Genomic DNA, 18,691 nt, shown 5'->3' on the forward strand with positions numbered 1-18,691 from the left:
CGTACCTGACCTTCCGTCAGAATGGAACGTGTTCTAGTCTGCGGCGCATGGGCATCGCCATCACGCACGAACAGCGGGAGCTCGCCCGATCCGTCCGCGGCTGGCTCACCCGCGCCGTACCTCCTGAAGAGGTCCGCAAACACCTGGACGTCCCCGGCGCCTCCGCCGGACGGCCCGCCTACTGGGACGCCGCCGTCGGGCAGGGGCTCCTCGGGCTCCACCTCCCCGAGGAGTACGGCGGCGGGGGCGGCGGGCTCGGGGACCTCGCCGTCGTCGTGGAGGAGGCCGCCCGGGCCCTGCTGCCCGGGCCGTACCTGCCCTCCGTCCTCGCCGCCGAACTCCTCCACCGCGCCCGGCAGGGGGAGTCGGCCGCCTCGGTCGCCGGCGGGGAGCGGATCGCGGCCGTCGCGCTCGGCGGCACCGGCAGCCTCACCGCCGTCCGCACCGCGAGCGGCTGGCTCCTCGACGGCACCCCGCCCCCCGTCCTCGGCGGCGGCCAGGCCGCGCTCGTGATCCTCCGGGCCGCCACCGCCGACGGCTCCGTCTGGCTCGCCGTCGACGTCACGGACACCCAGGGCCTCACCGTCCGCGCCCACGAGAGCGCCGACCCGACCCGCCCCACCGGAGGGCTCACCGCCCGCGCAGCCCACGTGCCCGCCGCGCGCGAACTCGCCCTCGACACCGGCCTCGTCCACGACCTCGCCGCCGTCCTCCTCGCCGCCGACGCCTGCGGCACCGCCGCCCGCGCCGTCGAGACCGCCGCCGAACACGCCCGTACCCGCGAACAGTTCGGGCGGCCCATCGGACGGTTCCAGGGCGTCAAACACCTCTGCGCCGACATGCTCGTCCGGCTCGAACAGGCCCGCGCCCTCACCTGGGACGCCGCCCGCGCCGGGGACGACGAGGCCGGGGTCCGCTCCCTCACCGCCGCGCTCGCCGCCGCCACCGCCCTCGACGCCGCCTACACCTGCGCCAAGGACTGCATCCAGATCCTCGGCGGCATCGGCTTCACCTGGGAGCACGACGCGCACCTCCTGCTCCGGCGCGCCGTCGTCGCCCGCCAGCTCCTCGGCACCGGCGACCACCACCGGCTCACCGCCCTGCGGCACGCCGCCGACGGCGTCCGGCGCGGCCTCCGCCTCGACCTGCCGCCCGAGGCCGATCCGTACCGCGAGGCCGCCCGCGAGGCCCTCGCCCCCGCCGTCGGGCTCGAACCCGCCGCCGCCCGGCGCGCCCTCGCCCCCACCGGCTACGCGGCCCCGCACCTCCCGGAGCCTTACGGACTCGGCGCGGACCCGCTCCGGCAGCTCGCCGTGCAGCGGGAGCTGGACGCCGCCGGGATCGCCCTCCCCGGGCTCGGGATCGGCGCGTGGGTCGTCCCCTCGCTCCTCACCTACGGCACCCCCGAGCAGCAGGAGACGCACCTCGGCCCGACCCTGCGCGGCGAACGGCTCTGGTGCCAGCTCTTCTCCGAACCCGGCGCCGGCTCCGACCTCGCCTCCCTCCGCACCCGCGCCGAGCGCCTGGAGGACGGCCGCTGGCGGATCGCCGGGCAGAAGGTGTGGACGAGCGCCGCCCAGTGGGCGCACCACGGGATCCTCCTCGCCCGTACCGACCCCGCCGCCCCCAAGCACCAGGGACTGACCTACTTCCTCGTCGACATGCGGAACACCCCAGGCATCGACATCCGGCCGCTCAAGGAGATCACCGGGGACTCCCTCTTCAACGAGGTCTGGTTCGACGACGCCGTCCTCCCCGCCGACGCCGTCGTCGGCGAGGTGAACGACGGCTGGCGGGTCGCCCGCAACACCCTCGGCAACGAACGCGTCCACATGGCCGACCAGGTCGCCTTCGACACCGGCCTCGAAGCCCTCATCGAGCGGGCCGGCCGGCACGACAGCTCCGTCCGCGCCCGGATCGGTGGCCTCGTCGCCGAGGCGCACGCCCTCGCCTGCATCGGCCTGCGCACCACCCTGCTCCAGGTCTCCGGCCTCGAACCGGGCGCGGGCGCCAGCGTCCGCAAGCTCGTCCAGACCCTCCACCAGCAGAAGGTCGCCGAACTCACCCTCGAACTCCTCGGACCCGAGGGAGCCCTGCGGGAGGGGCCCGGCGAACGGGCGCTGCACGGAATGCTCATGTCCCGCTGCCTCACCATCGCGGGCGGCACCACACAGGTACAGCTCAATGTCGTCGCCGAGCGCCTGCTCGGCCTGCCGAGAGACTGAGGGGGACCCGCGATGACCACCAAGGCGTACGTCGTCGGCGTCGGGATGACGAAGTTCGAGAAGCCGGAGACCCGGGACTGGCAGTACTGGGACATGGCGAAGGAAGCCGGCACCGCCGCCCTCGCCGACGCCGGAATCCCGTACGAGACCGTGGAACAGGCGGCCGTCGGCTACTGCTTCCAGGCCTCCACCGCCGGACAGCGGGCCGTCTACGAACTGGGGCTCAGCGGCATCCCCGTCTACAACCTCAACAACAACTGCGCGACCGGCTCCACCGCCCTCATGACCGCCCGCCAGTTCGTCGAGGGCGGCATCGCCGACTGCGTCCTCGCCCTCGGCTTCGAGAAGATGACCAGGGGCGCCCTCGGCGGCGGGTCGGGCGCCGGGGACTTCGCGACCTCCCCCGTCGCCCGGCACTACGGGATCATGGCGGCCGCGCACGGCTTCGAGACGTCCCCGCCCACCGCCCAGATCTTCGGCAACGCCGCCCGCGAGCACATGGAGCGGTACGGGACGACCGAGGTGCAGCTCGCGGCCGTCGGCGCCAAGAACCACCAGCACTCGGCGAACAACCCCAACGCCCAGTTCCAGGACGTCTACACGGTCGACGAGATCCTCGCCGCGAAGACCGTCCACCGGCCCCTCACCAAGCTCCAGTGCTCGCCCACCTCCGACGGCGCGGCGGCCGCCCTCGTCGTCTCCGAGCGCTTCGTCGACGAGCACGGGCTGCGCGGGCGCGCGGTGGAGATCGCCGGCCAGGCCATGACCACCGACACCGAGGAGTCCTTCGCCTCGGGCTCCTGCATCGACGCCGTCGGCCGCCCCATGTCCCGGGCCGCCGCCCGCCAGGCGTACGAGCGCTCCGGGCTCGGCATCGAGGACGTCGACGTCGTCGAACTCCACGACTGCTTCTCCGTCAACGAGCTGCTCACCTACGAGGCGCTCGGCATGTGCGAGGACGGCGCCTCCGGCAAGCTCGTCGAGTCCGGCGCCACCACCTACGGCGGACGCTGGGTCGTGAACCCCTCCGGCGGCCTCATCTCCAAGGGCCACCCGCTCGGCGCGACCGGCCTCGCGCAGGTGGCCGAGCTGGTGTGGCAGCTGCGCGGCGAGGCGGGGCCACGGCAGGTCACGGGGGCGCGGGTCGGGCTCGCGCACAACATCGGCCTGGGCGGGGCGGCGGTGGTGACGCTGCTGCGGAAGGCATAGAGGAGGCAGGGAGGGCAGCGGGGGAGCCCTCGGGGGAGGCCTCGGGGGCCTCGGGGGAGGCCTCCGGGCGGAGTGACGTTGCGGCCGGGGCCGGCGAAAGGGGTCCGGAGGTCGTAGGGCGGAATCCCCATGTACGGGTCCCGACCGGTCTGTGACCATGACATCCATGCCGCAGAACGACTCCGCCACGAGCGACACCACCACGCCCTCCTCCCCCCGCACGCCCCGCCCGTGGCTGGTCGTCCTGACCGCCTGCGCCGCGCAGTTCCTCGTCGTCCTCGACGTCTCCGTCGTGAACGTCGCGCTGCCGTCCATGCGGAACGACCTCGGCCTCACCGCGCTGGGACTGCAGTGGGTCGTCAGCGCGTACTCGATCGCCTTCGCCGGCTTCATGCTGCTCGGCGGCCGGGCCGCGGACGTCTTCGGGCGGAAGGCGATGTTCCTGCTCGGGCTCGGGCTCTTCACCGGAGCGTCCGTCGTCGGCGGCATCGCCCCGGAGGGCCAGTACCTGATCGGCGCCCGCGCCGTGCAGGGCCTCGGCGCCGCGCTCCTCTCGCCCACCACGCTGACCCTCGTCACCGGCGCCGTCGAGGCCGGGCCGGCCAGGACCCGGGCCATCGGGACCTGGACGGCGGTCGGCGCGGCGGGCGGCGCCGCGGGCGGTTTCGTCGGCGGCCTCCTGGTCGACCTGCTCTCCTGGCGCTGGGTCCTCCTCATCAACGTCCCCATCGGCGTCCTCGTCCTCGCCGCCGCCCTGCTCTGGCTCCGCGAGGGCCCCACCGGCACCGGCGGCCGTCACCTCGACCTGCCGGGCGCCGTGCTCGTCACCGGCGGCCTCGCCACCCTCGCGTACGGCATCGTCCAGACCGAGGAGGCGGGCTGGACCGACCCGGCCACCCTCCTGACGCTCCTCGGCGGCCTCGCCCTCCTCGGCGTCTTCGTCGCCGTCGAGGCGCGCACGCAGGCACCGCTGATGCCGCTGAAGATCTTCCGCAACCGGGCCGTGTCGGCTGCCAACGTGGCGATCCTGCTGTGCGGTTCGAGCTCCTTCGGCATGTGGTACTTCATGACGGTGTACGCGCAGAACGTCCTCGGACACACCCCGATCCAGGCCGGCCTCGCGCTCGTCCCCAGCTCCCTCAGCGTCATCCTGGGCTCCAAGCTGGCCCCGCGCCTGATGCCGGCGCTCGGCGCCCGGAACGTCGCCGTGGCGGGCGCGCTCATCGGGGCGGCCGGCTTCGCCTGGCAGTCGACGCTGACGGTCGACGGCACCTTCCTCGGGACGATCCTCGGCCCCGGCGTCGTGATGATGGTGGGCCTCGGCCTGGCCACCACCCCGCTGGCCACGCTCGCCACCTCGCACGCGGAACCGGGCGACGCGGGCCTCGTCTCCGGCCTCGTCAACACCTCCCGCACGATGGGCGGCGCGCTCGGACTCTCGGTCCTCTCCACGATCGCGGCGTCGGGCGGCCTGCCGGCCCCCGTCGCGTTCTCCGAGTACTCCCTGATCGGCGGCCCGGACTCCTCGTACCTGGTCCCGGGGTACGCCCTGGCCTTCCGCGTCTCGGCCGGGATCCTCGTGGCGGCCTCGGTGCTGATGCTGGTCCGGCTCCCGAAGGAGGCCGAGCGCGCCGGGTGACAATGCCCGGGTGATATCGATCAAGAACGACAAGCAGCACGGCGGCAAGGGCGCGAGCGGGTACAGGTTCCGGACGGCCGTGACCGCGCTCGCCGTCGGTGCCGCCCTGACGGTCGCGCCCTCGGCCTCGGCGGAGCCGGTCCTGGCGGTGACCACCGGCGCCCTGTTCAACGACCCGAACAGCACCGACGCCGCCGCGCGGGGGCGGATCCTCTTTCACCTCGGGGACCTCGTCGACGGCGCCGAGGCGGGGTCGTCCATCCGGATCTCCCTCTACCTCTTCCAGTCGGTGTACCTGGCGAACAAGCTGGGCGACGCCCACAAGCGGGGCGTCACCGTCCAGGTCGTCGTCGACGCCGACAGCCGGTCCACGGGGCTCGAAACGCTGAAGACCCGGCTGGCGGACCCGGCGGGCAGCCCCGACTCCTGGGTGCGGACCTGCAAGCCGGAGGAGGCCTGCCTGGCCCTGGACCCGGGCACCACGGAGGCGGACCCGAACGGCACGTACGACAACGTCAACCACAACAAGTTCTTCCTGTTCTCCCGTACCAGGGGCAAGGGCGACGTCGCGGTCGACGACGTCGTCGTGCAGGGCTCCGGGAACCTCACGAGCCAGGACACCGACGACTGGTGGAACGACGCGCTCACCGTCGTCGGCAACACCACCCTGTTCGGCGCGTACGGGCAGTACTTCGGCGATCTCGCGGCCGCCGCCGCCGGACAGATCCCGCAGGTCGCCGACTACGCCCACGACACCCAGGCCGGCAAGGCGAAGGTCTACTTCTTCCCGAGGTCCGGCTCGGACACCGTCGTCAACATCCTCGGCACGGTGGCGCCGGTCGGCACCCCGGACTCCTGCGGCGGCAACTCCGCCGGCTTCGGCACGAGCGACGGCCGGACGAAGATCCGCATCGCCCAGGGCCACACCACCCGCACCGACGTCGCCAAGAAGCTGTGGGAGCTCGCCGACGCGGGCTGCGACATCGAGATCGTCTACCGCTCGCTCGACAACTGGACCACCGACGACAAGCCCATGGGGCAGGTGGCCAACTGGCTGACCAGGCCGGTCACGGGCAAGGGCCGCATCACCCTGCACCAGCTCGACAACGACAAGCGCGGCGGCTCCGACTCCCACACCAAGTACCTGCTGATCGAGGGCACGTACTACGGCGGCGTGAACAAGAAGATCGTCTTCACCGGCAGCCACACCTACACGACGACGGCGCTCCGCTACAACGACGAGACCCTGCTCAAGTACGAGGACGCGACCGTCTTCGACGCCTACGTGAAGAACTTCGAGGCCCAGCGGACGGCGGCCCGGACCGAGGGCCTGTAGGCCCGCCGCGAGCGGCCCGGCCCCGCCCCGTCGTCCTACGGCCGGTCCTCCTGCCGCCGCGCGGCGGCCGCGAGGGCCGGGTCGACGACCGTCTCGCCCCGCAGCACCTGCCGGACCGCCTCGGCCAGCTCCTCCACTGGCCCGTCCTTCACCAGGAACCCCGCCGCCCCGGCCTCCATCGCCCGCCGCAGATGACCGGGGCGGCCGAAGGTCGTGAGGATCAGGACCCGGCAGTCCGGCACCTCGTCCCGCAGGTCGGCGGCGGCGTCGAACCCGCTGCGCCCCGGCAGCTCGATGTCGAGGAGCGCCACGTCGGGCCGCGCGACCAGCGCGGCGTCCACGACCTCGTCGCCCCGCCCGACCTGCGCGACGACCTCGATGTCCGGCTCCATCCCGAGCAGCAGGGCCAGCGCCCCGCGCACCATGCCCCGGTCCTCGGCGAGGAGGACGCGGACGGACTTCGCCGGGCGGTGGTCCTGCGGCATCTCGGTCACGAGGAACAGGTTATGTCGGGAGACCCGTTGGGGCCTGTCCAGCGGCGGCCGGGCGGCGCCCACCACGGACCGGCGGTGCACGGCCTCCGCGTACCGGGCACGGGGGCGGGGGCTACGCGGTACGGGGGCACCTCCTCGCAGGACCGGACCCGGCATGCGCCAGCGCATCATGATCGAAGGATGTGGCAGGTCGGCGCTGCCGAACTGCCCGGCTTGAGTGTTGCGCAACTGCCGGTCGGTCCGCCGGACCCACCGGCACTCCGGCGAACCCGCCAGCTCAGACGTATGCACCCCCCCTGCTTTCAGGCTCCGATCAATGCGCGGATAGCGATGGTTACGATCTGTGGCACCACGTGGGCACCACCTCGGAACGTCGCTTCATCTCGTCGAACAGGGAGAGCGCCATGTCGTCCACATCCACCCGCCCCGCAATCGAACTCCGCCTCGGTGGGCTGCACTTGACCGTACAGCGCATTCCGGGACGGCTCGTTGCCCTGGTCACCACCGCCGGTGGGGCCGCAGGCACGTGGCGGGCGCAGCGCTAGACCGCGTGTGCGGCGGCGCTCGGCCGGTTCACCGGGGCGGAGCGCTTCGAGGAGTACGGCGCCGAGCAGTGGTCCGGCGTACGGCCCCCGGCGGGCCGGCCGTCCGAACCGGAGCCTGAACCCGGACCGGAGTCCGCACCCGGGCCCGACCCGGTCCTGATCCCTTGCCGCCCCGCCCGTGGCCGTTGCCACGGGCGGGGCGTCGTCGTGTCGGCCGGGAGTTCTCCGCCCCCTCATGCAGCTTTCTGACGTACCGTCAGGCAGGCGATGTCGGGAGGGTTCCCAACTCCCTTTGCCTCGGCTATACATGAGATCCACCGACCTAGAACGCGTTCTAGAACGGCCGCGTCCGGGACGGTCCCGCACGGCCTCGGTGCGACCGACGGTGCGGACGGTCGCATCGAGGTCTCTCCCCGCCACCTCGCCCACGAGGAAACACGCGCCCACGAGGAGCAGCAGCCCGATGCCGATCGACCCCGCCAAGGCCGTCGCCGCCGAACCCCGCAGCGCCGAGATCTCCTGGGACCACAAGGACGTCCAGCTCTACCACCTGGGACTCGGCGCGGGCACACCCGCGACCGACCCCGACGAACTCCGCTACACCCTGGAGTCCCGGCTCCACGTCCTGCCCAGCTTCGCCACCGTCGCGGGCGCCGGCATGGGGGTCGTCGGCGGACTCTCTGCCCCCGGCATCGACATCGACCTCGCCGCCGTCCTCCACGGCGGCCAGTCGGTCACACTCCACCGGCCCGTCCCCACCGGCGGCCGGGCCGTCTCCACCTCCCGCGTCGCCGCCGTGTACGACAAGGGCAAGGCCGCCGTCCTCGTGCTGCGCACCGAGGCCGCCGACGACGAAGGGCCGCTCTGGACCAGCGACGCCCAGATCTTCGTCCGCGGCGAGGGCGGCTGGGGCGGCGACCGCGGGCCCTCCGAACGCCTCCCGGTCCCGGAACGGGAGCCCGACGCCGTCGCCGAACGGCCGATCCGCGAGGAACAGGCCCTGCTCTACCGGCTGTCCGGCGACTGGAACCCGCTCCACGCCGACCCGGAGTTCGCCAAGCTCGCCGGCTTCGACCGGCCGATCCTGCACGGCCTCTGCTCGTACGGCATGACCCTCAAGGCCGTCGTCGACACCCTGCTCGACGGTGACGTCACCCGGGTCCGCGCCTACCGCACCCGCTTCGCCGGCGTCGTCTTCCCCGGCGAGACCCTCCGGGTCCGGATGTGGGCCGGCGAGGGCACCGTCCAGGTGACGGTCACCGCCGTGGAGCGCGACGACGCCCCCGTACTCGCCGACACCGTCGTCGAGCACTCCTGACCCGCGGATCCGCACCGACGGGATCCGTACCGAGTAGAGATCCGTACCGAGCAGATCCGTACCGATTGGAGCCGCACCCATGCGCGCAGCCGTACTGCACGAGATCGGCCAGGACAAACTCGAGGTCGTCGACGACGTCGAGGCGGTGGGCTTCGGCCCCGGCAGGGTGCGGATCCGCGTCCGGGCCACCGGGCTCTGCCACTCCGACGTCTCCGCGATGAGCGGCGTCCTGCCGCAGCCCGCCCCCTTCGTCCCCGGCCACGAGGGCGCGGGCGAAATCCTCGACATCGGCGACGGTGTCACCCACCTCACCCCGGGCCAGCGCGTCCTGCTCTGCTGGCTGCCCGCCTGCGGCACCTGTCCCGCCTGCAAGCGCGGCCAGACCCAGCTCTGCCTGGCCGGCTTCATGAACGCCGGCACGCCCAACTTCAAGCGCCCCGGCGGCGACGTCTTCGGCTTCGCCGGCACCGGCACCTTCACCGAGGAGGTCGTCGTCGACGCGGGCTGCGCCGTCCCCATCCCCGACGACGTGCCCTTCGACATCGCGGCCCTCATCGGCTGCGGCGTCACCACGGGTCTCGGCGCGGCCATCAACACCGCGAAGGTGGAGGCCGGTTCCTCGGTCGCCGTCATCGGCTGCGGCGGCGTCGGCATCTCCGCGATCCAGGGCGCCAAGCTCCAGGGCGCCGCCCAGATCGTCGCCGTCGACCCCGTCGAGTCCCGGCGCGAGGCCGCGCTGAGGTTCGGCGCCACCGAGGCGGTCGCCCCGGACGCGCTCGCCGACGCCAAGCAGCGCGTCACCGGCGGCGAGGGCTTCGACTACGTCTTCGAGGTCGTCGGCAAGTCCGCCACCGCCCGCACCGCCTACGACACGACCCGGCGCGGCGGCACCCTCTGCATCGTCGGCGCCGGCGCCCTCGACGACAACCTCCAGCTCAACATGTTCGAGCTGTTCTTCGACGAGAAGCGGATCCTGCCCTCCATGTACGGCGGCGGGGACGTGCTCACCTCGTACGAGCGGACCATCGCGCTCTGGCGGGCCGGCCGCGTCGACCTGGAGTCGCTCATCACCCACCGCGTACCGCTCGCGGGGATCAACGAGGCACTGGAGCAGATGCGTACGGGCACGGCACTCCGCACCTGCATCGAGATCTGAGAGGACTGCTGCGAGATGTCACTCCCCCTGGAGGGCTTGAGCGCGATCGTCACCGGCGCCGGACGGGGACTCGGCCGCGCCGAGGCGCTCGAACTCGCCCGGCTCGGTGCAGCCGTCGTCGTCAACGACTACGGGCAGCCCGGCCGCGACGGCTCGGGCGAGGCCTCCGCCGCGCCCGCCGAGGAGGTCGCCGCGGAGATCCGCGCGGCCGGCGGGCGCGCGGTCGCCCACCTCGGCGACGTGTCCGACTTCGAGACGGCCCGGGGCCTGGTCGACCTGGCGGTGAGCGAGTTCGGGAAGCTGGACGTCCTGGTCAACAACGCGGGCATCCTGCGCGACCGGATGGTCTTCTCGATGAGCGAGGACGAGTGGGACTCCGTCGTACGGGTCCACCTCAAGGGCCACTTCAACACCACCCACTTCGCCGCGGTGCACTGGCGGGGCCGCTCCAAGGCGGGCGAGACCGGCGTCTACGGCCGGATCGTCAACACCTCGTCCGAGGCCTTCCTCGCCGGCTCGGCCGGACAGCCCAACTACGCGGCGGCCAAGGGCGGCATCGTGGGCCTGACGACCTCATCGGCGCTCGCGCTCGCCCGGTACGGGGTGACCGCCAACGCGATCTGCCCCCGCGCCCGGACCCGGATGACCGAGGACGTCTTCGCGGGCTTCGCCGAGCCGGCCGGTGAGGGGGAGCTCGACCCGCTGTCCCCGGAGCACGTGGCGCCGCTCGTCGGCTATCTGGCCTCCCCCGCGGCGGCCGGGGTCAACGGCCAGCTGCTCGTCGTGCACGGCGGGATGGTGGCCGTCGTGGAACGGCCCCGGGTCTCCGCCAAGTTCGACACGGCCAAGGAGGCGTTCACCTACGAGGAGCTCGACGCCGTGCTGACCCCGCACTACGCGACCCGCCCGGCGGGCGAGACCTTCGCCGCGACGGAGGTGCTGGGCCTGAAGAAGGACTGAGCCGCGGAGGTGGCGAGGGCCCGGCGGCGGGGACGCCGGGTCGTGGGGACGTCCGGCGGCGGTGGCGCCGGGTTGTGGTGACGCCGGGTCGTGGGGACGTCCGGCGGCGGTGGCGCCGTGTTGTGGTGACGCCGGGTCGTGGGGACGTCCGGCGGTGGTGAACCGGGGCGTGGTGACGCCGGGTCGTAAAAACGTCCGGCGGTGGGAACACCCGGTGTGGGGACGCCGGGTCGGGGGAAGGCGAAGGGCCCCGGGGGAGGCCCCGGGGCCCTTCGCCGTTCTCCGTCACCGCGCGTGGGCGTCGGCCTCGCGGCGGTGCCGGCCGTGCGGCGAGGACGTGGAGTCCTCCGCCGGAGAGGCCTCGCCCCGGTGCTTCCCGGAGCCGTTCGGCTCCGTACCCTCCATGCTTGCTTCCGACATGGTCGAACTCACCCCGTACGTGTCTCTTGCTGCTGTGCGGCCAGTGAGTCTAGCCAGCCGGCCTGCGGTCCGTCAGAGGAGCCTGCTGCAAAGGCACCGGACGGCAGACCCGGGGCTCCTCGGCGGTGACGGCCGGCTCGGGAGCGGGCTCCGGCGGGGGCTCGACGTCGGCGAGGCCGCACGGGACCTCGGCCGTCGCGTACGGCAGCCGCAGCAGGCCCCCGGCCGTCCACAGGCCCGCCCCGGCCAGCCAGCCCGCGGGGGCGGCCAGTTGGCCCAGTCGGCGGGACGAGGGCTGCCAGGTGCCCACCCAGCTCCCGCCCGCCGCGTCGATCCGCAGCGCCACCGCGCAGCTCTCCGGCATCAGCACCTGGCCGGGCTGGACCGCGAACGGCGTCACCGCCGCGTCGTCGAGCCGCAGGCACTCGGGGAAGCGCACCGGCAGCAGGCTGCCGAGGACGCCCCAGCCGAGCCGGTCGTGCCCCGGGGACGGCGCGTCGGAGCGGATGAGGAGCAGCCCGCTGTCCGGGTCGGCGAGGAGCAGCCGGTCGTCGCTGTCCTCGGTGATCTGGAGCAGCGGCGTCGCCTCCCCGCCCCGCTCCAGGTCGACGGCGACGGCCTTCACCGGTCCGTCGTCGAGCCGCCGGTCGAGGGCGAGTATCCGGCCCGCGCGGTCGAGCCACACCCCGCCCGAGCAGCGGCCCTCGACCTCGGCGACCCGCTCGGGGCCGAAGGCCCCGCCCGCCACCAGCCACAGGGTGGTCGTGTCGGGGCCGACGCACATCGCGTACGCGCGGATGCCGTCGGGCGCGGGCGGCAGGAGCACCAGGTGCTCGGAGCCGGGTGCCTCCACCGCGCCGAGCTGGAGCTCACCGGTGGCGGGGCCGGTGGGGTAGAGCAGCGAGAACGTGTTCCGCCGTCCGTCCACCCGGCGGGCGACGAGGACCCGGCCGTCCGCGAGGGGCAGCAGCCGCGTGCCCGGCTCCTCCGGCTGGTCGAGGGGGAGCGGAACGGCGTACGGCTCCGGGCCGTCGAGGGTCCACCGCTCCACGTACAGGGCGTTCCCGGCGCCCGCGAGCCTGGCCGCGTACGCGCCGTTCGCCGTGATCGTGAACCCCGTCGGCCACCCGGTGTCCCTGTCGCGGTCGTCGTCCTCGGCCGCGGTCTCGATGGCACACGCTGTCATCGACTCGTCACCTCCGGCCACGAAGCTAGTTTTCGCGCTTCCAGCCGAACAACACGAGCCGGGTCACTTCACACATAAGGGTGGTCGTGCGGCGGTTCGACCGAGGGTGCGGGGGCGGTTGTGCTGGAGTGACCCATGGTGAGTAAGGTAAGGCGAACCTAAGCGGAGTCTGAGCCTCCGCCAGGACGACCCGTACAGGAGCCTTCTCATGTCCCTCCGCCGCCGCGGCACCGCCGCCGCCGTCGCCCTCGCCGCCGCGCTCTCGCTCGCGGCCTGCGGAGGGGGCGACGGGCCCGCCGACCCCGCCGCGAAGGGGGACACCGCCAAGAAGAAGGACGTCGCCACGGGCGGCAAGGACTTCGGCGACGCCGCCGCCAAGACCGCGGCCATGGGCACCGACGCGCAGGCCGGGCAGTTCCCGCGCACCCTCACCCACGCCCTCGGCAGGACGGAGCTCAAGGCCGCCCCCAAGCGGGTCGTCGTCCTCGACGTCGGCGAGCTCGACAACGTCGTCTCCCTCGGCGTCCAGCCCGTCGGCTACGCCCCCTCCGAGGGAGACGACGGCATCCCCGGCTACCTGAAGAAGGACGCCGGCGCCCCGAAGTCCGTCGGCACCATCAACAACCTCAACCTGGAGGCCATCGCCGAGCTCCAGCCCGACCTCATCCTCGGCAGCCAGCTCCGCGCCGCCGACAAGTACGACGAGCTGTCGAAGATCGCGCCGACCGTGTTCTCCATCCGCCCGGGCTTCACCTGGAAGGAGAACTACCTCCTCAACGCCGCCGCGCTCGACAGGACCGCCGAGGCGAAGGCGAAGCTCGCCGCGTACGAGACCAGGGCGAAGCAGCTGGGGACGGACATCGGCCCGGACAAGCCGACGGTCTCGATGGTCCGCTACCTCCCCGGCAAGATCCGCCTCTACGCCAAGGCCTCCTTCATCGGCACGATCCTGGAGGACGCCGGCCTGCCCCGGCCGAAGAACCAGCAGATCAATGAGCTCGCCGCCGAGATCAGCCCCGAGAAGATCGACGACGCCGACGCCGACTGGATCTTCACCGGCGTGTACGGCGACGCCAAGGCCACCAAGAAGGACACCGCCCAGGCCAACCCGCTCTGGAAGAACCTCGAGGCCGTCAAGGCCGGCCGGGCCAAGGACGTCCCGGACGAGACCTGGTACCTCGGCCTCGGCGTCACCGCGGCGAACAGCGTCCTCGACGACCTGCGCGAGGACCTGGTCAAGTAGGTCCGGACGAGGTTGTCCACAGGCCGGGACTCCGGCCAGAGCAAGGGGGCACGGAGGACAGGTAGCCTTTCCTCCGTGCCCCGTCTGTCTGAAGTCATCGCCGAGCTCGACGCCCTCTGGCCGCCAGAGCGGGCCGAGTCCTGGGACGCCGTCGGCACCGTCTGCGGCGACCCCGACGCCGAGGTCACCCGCGTGCTCTTCGCCGTCGACCCCGTCCAGGACATCGCCGACGAGGCGATCGCCCTCGGCGCCGACCTGGTCGTCACCCACCACCCGCTCTACCTCCGCGGGACGACGACGGTCGCGGCCGGCCACTTCAAGGGCCGCGTCGTGCACACGCTGATCAAGCACGACATCGCCCTCCACGTCGCGCACACCAACGCCGACACCGCCGACCCCGGCGTCTCCGACGCCCTCGCCGGCGCGCTGGACCTCCGCGTCACCGGGCCCCTCGTCCCCGAGAACAACCTCGGCCGGATCTGCGAGCTCGACCGCCCCGAGACCCTCGCCGAGTTCGCCGTCCGCGCCGCCGCGCGGCTGCCCGCCACCGCGCAGGGCATCCGGGTCGCCGGCGACCCCGGCATGACCGTGCGCCGCGTCGCCGTCAGCGGCGGCTCCGGCGACAGCCTCTTCGGCGCCGCACGCGCCGCGGGCGTGGATGCCTTCCTCACCGCCGACCTGCGCCACCACCCCGTCTCCGAAGCGACCCAGCAGTCCGCGCTGGGCCTGGTCGACGCCGCCCACTGGGCGACCGAGTGGCCCTGGTGCGAGCAGGCCGCCGCCCAGCTCGACTCGATCTCCGACCGCCACGGCTGGGACCTCCGCGTCCACGTCTCGAAGACGGTCACCGACCCCTGGTCCTCCCACCACACCTCTCCTGGAGCCCCCAACTGAACGCCGCGCCCGCCGACCAGATCCGCCTCCTCGACGTCCAGGCCCTGGACGTTCGCCTCCAGCAGCTCGCCCACAAGCGCCGCTCGCTGCCCGAGCACGCCGAGATCGAGGCGCTGACCAAGGACCTCACCCAGCTGCGCGACCTGCTCGTCGCCGCGCAGACCGAGGAGAGCGACTGCGGCCGCGAGCAGACCAAGGCCGAGCAGGACGTCGACCAGGTGCGCCAGCGCGCCGTCCGCGACCAGCAGCGCCTCGACTCCGGCGCCGTCTCCTCCCCGAAGGACCTGGAGAACCTCCAGCGCGAGATCGTCTCGCTCGCCAAGCGCCAGGGCGACCTCGAGGAGATCGTCCTGGAGGTCATGGAACGCCGCGAGTCCCTCCAGGAGCGCGTCACCGAGCTCACCGAGCGCGTCTCCGCCGTGCAGGCCAAGAGCGACGACGCCACCGCCCGCCGCGACGCCGCCCAGGCCGAGCTGGACACCGAGGCCGGCACGGTCACCAAGGAGCGCGAGGTCGTCGCGGGCACCGTCCCCGCCGACCTCCTCAAGCTGTACGAGAAGCTCCGCGAGCAGCAGGGCGGCGTCGGCGCGGCCCGGCTGTACCAGCGCAAGTGCGAGGGCTGCCACATCGAGCTCAACATCACCGAGCTCAACGATGTCCGCGCCGCCGCCAAGGACGCGGTCGTCCGCTGCGAGAACTGCCGCCGCATCCTCGTCCGCACCTCGGAGTCCGGTCTGTAATGACGTCTTCGCGCGAGCTGATCGTCGAGGCGGACGGAGGCTCCCGGGGCAACCCGGGGCCCGCCGGATACGGCGCCGTGGTCCTGGACCCGGCCACGGGCGAGACGCTCGCGGAGGCGGCCGAGTACATCGGCGTGGCGACGAACAACGTCGCCGAGTACAAGGGCCTGGTCGCGGGTCTGAAGGCGGCCAGGGAGCTCTTCCCCGACGCCACCGTCCACGTCCGCATGGACTCCAAGCTCGTCGTCGAGCAGATGTCCGGCCGCTGGAAGATCAAGCACCCCGACATGAAGCCGCTCGCGGCCGAGGCCGGCCGCGTCTTCCCGGCCGGCCGCGTCCGCTACGAGTGGATCCCCCGCGAGCGCAACAAGCACGCCGACCGCCTCGCCAACGAGGCCATGGACGCGGCCAAGCTCGGCCGCCGCTGGGAACCCTCCGGCTCGACGGCCGCCCTCGACGCCTCCGCCGCCCGCAACGCCGCCACCCCGCCCCCCGCGGGCCCTCCCGGCGACGCCGCGGCGGGCGCGGCCAGGGCCCGCGCCGCACTGGCCACCGCCGCCGGGACGACCGGCGGCCCCGGCGGTACGGCCACGGGCTCCGGCGCCTGGCCGGGCGCCGCACCGCGCCCGGCGACCCCCGCCGCCGACCAGGACACCGGCCACGACGACGGCCTGTTCGCCGCCGAGGCCGTCACCGCCTCGGGTGACTTCGAGGCCGAGGCGGGCGCCGCGGCCCCCACCGGCCACGCCGCGCGCTCCCACGCGCCCGCGCCCCCGACCGCCCCGGCCTCCGCGCAGGGCGACGGCGCCGCGCCCGTACGGCCGGAGGCCGCCGCCCCGGCCCAGGGCTGGGCCGGGCCCGACATGGGGGCGCCGGCGACGTTCGTGCTGCTCCGGCACGGGGAGACGGCGCTCACGCCCGAGAAGCGGTTCTCGGGAAGCGGGGGGAGCGACCCCGAGCTGTCGGCGGCCGGACTGCGGCAGGCGGAAGCCGTCGCGGAGGCGCTCGCCGCCCGGGGCACCGTCCAGGAGATCGTCAGCTCGCCGCTCACCCGGTGCCGTCAGACGGCGGCGGCCGTCGCCGCCCGGCTCGGCCTCGACGTGCGGATCGAGCAGGGACTGCGGGAGACCGACTTCGGCGCCTGGGAGGGGCTGACGTTCGGCGAGGTCCGGCAGAAGTACCCGGCGGACCTCGACGCCTGGCTGGCCTCGGCCAAGGCCGCGCCGACCGGCGGGGGCGAGAGCTTCGCGACCGTCGCCCGCCGCGTCGCCGCGACCCGGGACCGGCTGGCCGCCGCGTACGCGGGCAGGACCGTCCTCCTCGTCACCCACGTCACGCCGATCAAGACCCTGGTCAGACTCGCCCTCGGCGCCCCGCCGGAATCCCTGTTCCGCATGGAGCTCTCCGCGGCCTCGCTCTCCGCCGTCGCCTACTACGCCGACGGCAACGCATCCGTACGCCTCCTCAACGACACCTCCCACCTGCGGGGCTGAGCCCGCCCGCGGGGCAGGGCTCGCAGCGACTGGCACGCTCACCGCGTCGCCGTCGGCCGCCACGGTCCCCCGTGGCCCTTCGGGCGCGGGAGGTGCCCCACTGCCGTACGACTCCTCAACGGCACCTCCCACCTGCGGGGCCAGGTCCCGCCCGTAGGGCAGACGGCGCCGTTTTCCGGACGGGACCCGGCGGGTGTTCTGCCGCCGGGTCGGCATCGCCCCGGGTAAACGGGTGGCGCGGGCCCCGTCCGCGTACCACCATCCGGTCATGACTTGGCACTTCACCGAGGACGCCGATGCCTTCCGTGCCGCCGCCGCGCGGCACCTGGCCGCCGAGCCCGACCGCAACACCGCCGTGCTGACCCTGATGGGCCGGGCGGAACGCCTCGGTTGGTGGGAGGAGCCCGATGGCCGGGTCACGGGTGTGCTCGCCCACTCCCCGGCCGCGGGCCTCGACCTCGGGGTGACGACGGAGGAGGCGGCCCGTGCCCTCGCGGCCGAGGCCGACGCGCTCGTTCCCTCGGGAGGCGCACCGGCTGCCGGGGGCTCGATCGCCGGGAGCCCGGCCTCCGGGGGCCCGGTCGCCGTGCGCGGCGAGACGGCCGCAGTCGAGGCGTACGCGGCGGCGTGCGCACGGCCGTGGCGCGTCACCGGGCGGATGAGGCTGTTCCGGCTGGGCGAGTTGACCCCGCCGGACCCTGCGCCGGAGGGCAGGGGAAGGCTCGCGGTCGAGGCGGACGTGCCGCTCGTCGCCGGGTGGACGCGGGAGTTCGCGGTGGCCATCGGGGAGGAGCCCGCCGAGGACTACACCGGCTTCGTCACGGAGCGGATCACCGAGGGGCGGCTGCACCTCTGGGAGGCCCCCGACGGCCGTCCGGTCTCGATGGCCGCCGTCTCGCGCACCATCGAGGGCCAGGCGCGCGTCCACCTCGTCCACACCCCGCCCGCCGACCGCCGTCGCGGCTACGCGGCCGGCGTCACCACCGCCGTCAGCCGTGCCGTCCTCGCCGCCGGCACCGGCCGGGTCCTGCTCTTCACGGACCTGGCCAACCCCACCAGCAACGCCCTCTACCAGCGCCTCGGCTACCGCCCGGTGACCGACCACGTCGGCGTGGAGTTCACCGGTCCCGCCCGCTGACGGGTACTCCCGGCCCCCGTCGCAGTCCCGCCGCCCCGCGCGCGAGGGACTCGATCAGGGCCCAGTCGCGGGCCGCGAGGGCGTCGGGGGGCAGCATCCACGTACCGCCGACGCAGCCGACGTTGGGCAGGGACAGGTAGGCGGGGGCGGAGGCGGGGGAGATGCCGCCGGTGGGGCAGAAGCGGGCGTGGGGGAGGGGGCCCGCGAGGGACTTCAGGTACGGGACGCCGCCCGCCGCCTCGGCGGGGAAGAACTTCATGTCCCGCACCCCGTGTTCGAGGAGGGCGACGACCTCCGAGGTGGTGGAGACGCCCGGCAGGAAGGGGACGCCGGACGCCCGCATCGCGTCGAGCAGCCGCTCGGTCCACCCGGGGCTCACGAGGAACCGCGCTCCGGCGCCCACGGCGTCGGCGACCCCGGCGGCCGAGACGACCGTGCCCGCGCCGACGACCGCCTCCGGCACCTCGGCCGCGATGGCCCGTACGGCGTCGAGCGCGGCCGGGGTGCGCAGGGTGACCTCGATCAGCGGCAGCCCGCCGGCGACCAGCGCGCGGGCCAGGGGCACGGCGTCGGCGGCGTCCTCGATCACGACGACGGGGACGACGGGGACGTCAGGGGCTTCCGGGGCAAGGCCGAACACGCTCGTCATGGGCCTCATCCTGCCCAGGGCGAGCAGGACCCGCAACGAGCGTTGC

At 73.9% G+C, this 18,691-nt stretch carries 14 protein-coding genes and 1 pseudogene; 12 read left to right on the forward strand and 3 right to left on the reverse strand.

Annotated elements, in window-relative coordinates:
• Positions 1-47 precede the first annotated feature (47 nt).
• The 4 genes from ACIQFX_RS37700 (at position 48) to ACIQFX_RS37715 (ending at position 6,409) form a co-directional block, all read left to right on the forward strand.
• The gene (locus ACIQFX_RS37700; protein ID WP_402472773.1) at positions 48-2,225 is read left to right on the forward strand and encodes an acyl-CoA dehydrogenase; all 2,178 of its coding nucleotides are present in this window, start codon (positions 48-50) and stop codon (positions 2,223-2,225) included.
• Positions 2,226-2,237: 12 nt separating this feature from the next.
• Complete coding sequence (locus tag ACIQFX_RS37705; protein ID WP_402472775.1) at positions 2,238-3,434, forward strand: lipid-transfer protein; 1,197 nt, start codon at positions 2,238-2,240, stop codon at positions 3,432-3,434.
• A gap of 157 nt (positions 3,435-3,591) precedes the next feature.
• On the forward strand, positions 3,592-5,073 hold the full coding sequence (locus ACIQFX_RS37710) for an MFS transporter (RefSeq protein WP_402472777.1): 1,482 nt from the start codon (positions 3,592-3,594) through the stop codon (positions 5,071-5,073).
• 10 nt (positions 5,074-5,083) lie between these two features.
• Positions 5,084-6,409, forward strand: coding sequence for a phosphatidylserine/phosphatidylglycerophosphate/cardiolipin synthase family protein (locus tag ACIQFX_RS37715; RefSeq protein ID WP_402472780.1), 1,326 nt, complete (start codon positions 5,084-5,086; stop codon positions 6,407-6,409).
• A 59-nt stretch (positions 6,410-6,468) separates the two neighbouring features.
• Here the strand turns inward: ACIQFX_RS37715 and ACIQFX_RS37720 are convergent.
• Positions 6,469-6,894, reverse strand: a pseudogene (locus tag ACIQFX_RS37720) (response regulator transcription factor); the annotation flags it as partial.
• Positions 6,895-7,911: 1,017 nt separating this feature from the next.
• Here ACIQFX_RS37720 and ACIQFX_RS37725 point away from each other — a divergent pair.
• From ACIQFX_RS37725 to ACIQFX_RS37735, 3 genes are all read left to right on the forward strand, one after another.
• Positions 7,912-8,766: a MaoC/PaaZ C-terminal domain-containing protein gene (locus ACIQFX_RS37725; RefSeq protein ID WP_402472782.1), complete on the forward strand. Its 855-nt coding sequence runs from the start codon at positions 7,912-7,914 to the stop codon at positions 8,764-8,766.
• Between the two features lie 79 nt (positions 8,767-8,845).
• The gene (locus tag ACIQFX_RS37730) at positions 8,846-9,922 is read left to right on the forward strand and encodes a Zn-dependent alcohol dehydrogenase (RefSeq protein WP_402472784.1); all 1,077 of its coding nucleotides are present in this window, start codon (positions 8,846-8,848) and stop codon (positions 9,920-9,922) included.
• Positions 9,923-9,937: 15 nt separating this feature from the next.
• Positions 9,938-10,882: a 3-oxoacyl-ACP reductase gene (locus ACIQFX_RS37735; protein WP_402472786.1), complete on the forward strand. Its 945-nt coding sequence runs from the start codon at positions 9,938-9,940 to the stop codon at positions 10,880-10,882.
• Between the two features lie 469 nt (positions 10,883-11,351).
• Here ACIQFX_RS37735 and ACIQFX_RS37740 read toward each other — a convergent pair whose 3' ends face one another.
• A complete protein-coding gene (locus tag ACIQFX_RS37740) occupies positions 11,352-12,488 on the reverse strand; it encodes a hypothetical protein (RefSeq protein WP_402472788.1) in 1,137 nt (378 codons plus the stop codon).
• Between the two features lie 208 nt (positions 12,489-12,696).
• On the opposite strand from ACIQFX_RS37740, the gene ACIQFX_RS37745 reads away from it, so the two are divergent.
• The 5 genes from ACIQFX_RS37745 (at position 12,697) to ACIQFX_RS37765 (ending at position 17,996) form a co-directional block, all read left to right on the forward strand.
• A complete protein-coding gene (locus tag ACIQFX_RS37745; protein WP_402472790.1) occupies positions 12,697-13,731 on the forward strand; it encodes an ABC transporter substrate-binding protein in 1,035 nt (344 codons plus the stop codon).
• Between the two features lie 75 nt (positions 13,732-13,806).
• Complete coding sequence (locus ACIQFX_RS37750; protein WP_402472792.1) at positions 13,807-14,625, forward strand: Nif3-like dinuclear metal center hexameric protein; 819 nt, start codon at positions 13,807-13,809, stop codon at positions 14,623-14,625.
• A complete protein-coding gene (locus ACIQFX_RS37755) occupies positions 14,622-15,365 on the forward strand; it encodes a zinc ribbon domain-containing protein (protein ID WP_402472857.1) in 744 nt (247 codons plus the stop codon). Before ACIQFX_RS37750 ends, ACIQFX_RS37755 begins: the two co-directional genes overlap by 4 nt.
• Entirely contained in the window at positions 15,365-16,858 is a 1,494-nt protein-coding gene (locus tag ACIQFX_RS37760; RefSeq protein ID WP_402472795.1) for a bifunctional RNase H/acid phosphatase, read from the forward strand. The genes ACIQFX_RS37755 and ACIQFX_RS37760 overlap by 1 nt, the downstream gene beginning before the upstream one ends.
• A gap of 268 nt (positions 16,859-17,126) precedes the next feature.
• Complete coding sequence (locus tag ACIQFX_RS37765; protein ID WP_402472797.1) at positions 17,127-17,996, forward strand: GNAT family N-acetyltransferase; 870 nt, start codon at positions 17,127-17,129, stop codon at positions 17,994-17,996.
• On the opposite strand, the gene eda is transcribed toward ACIQFX_RS37765, so the two are convergent.
• Positions 17,977-18,645: a bifunctional 4-hydroxy-2-oxoglutarate aldolase/2-dehydro-3-deoxy-phosphogluconate aldolase gene (gene eda, locus ACIQFX_RS37770; protein ID WP_402472800.1), complete on the reverse strand. Its 669-nt coding sequence runs from the start codon at positions 18,643-18,645 to the stop codon at positions 17,977-17,979. The genes ACIQFX_RS37765 and eda overlap by 20 nt on opposite strands.
• Between the last annotated feature and the right edge of the window lie 46 nt (positions 18,646-18,691).

The organism is Streptomyces sp. NPDC093089 (assembly GCF_044754405.1).
In the GTDB taxonomy this organism is placed as follows: Bacteria; Actinomycetota; Actinomycetes; order Streptomycetales; family Streptomycetaceae; genus Streptomyces.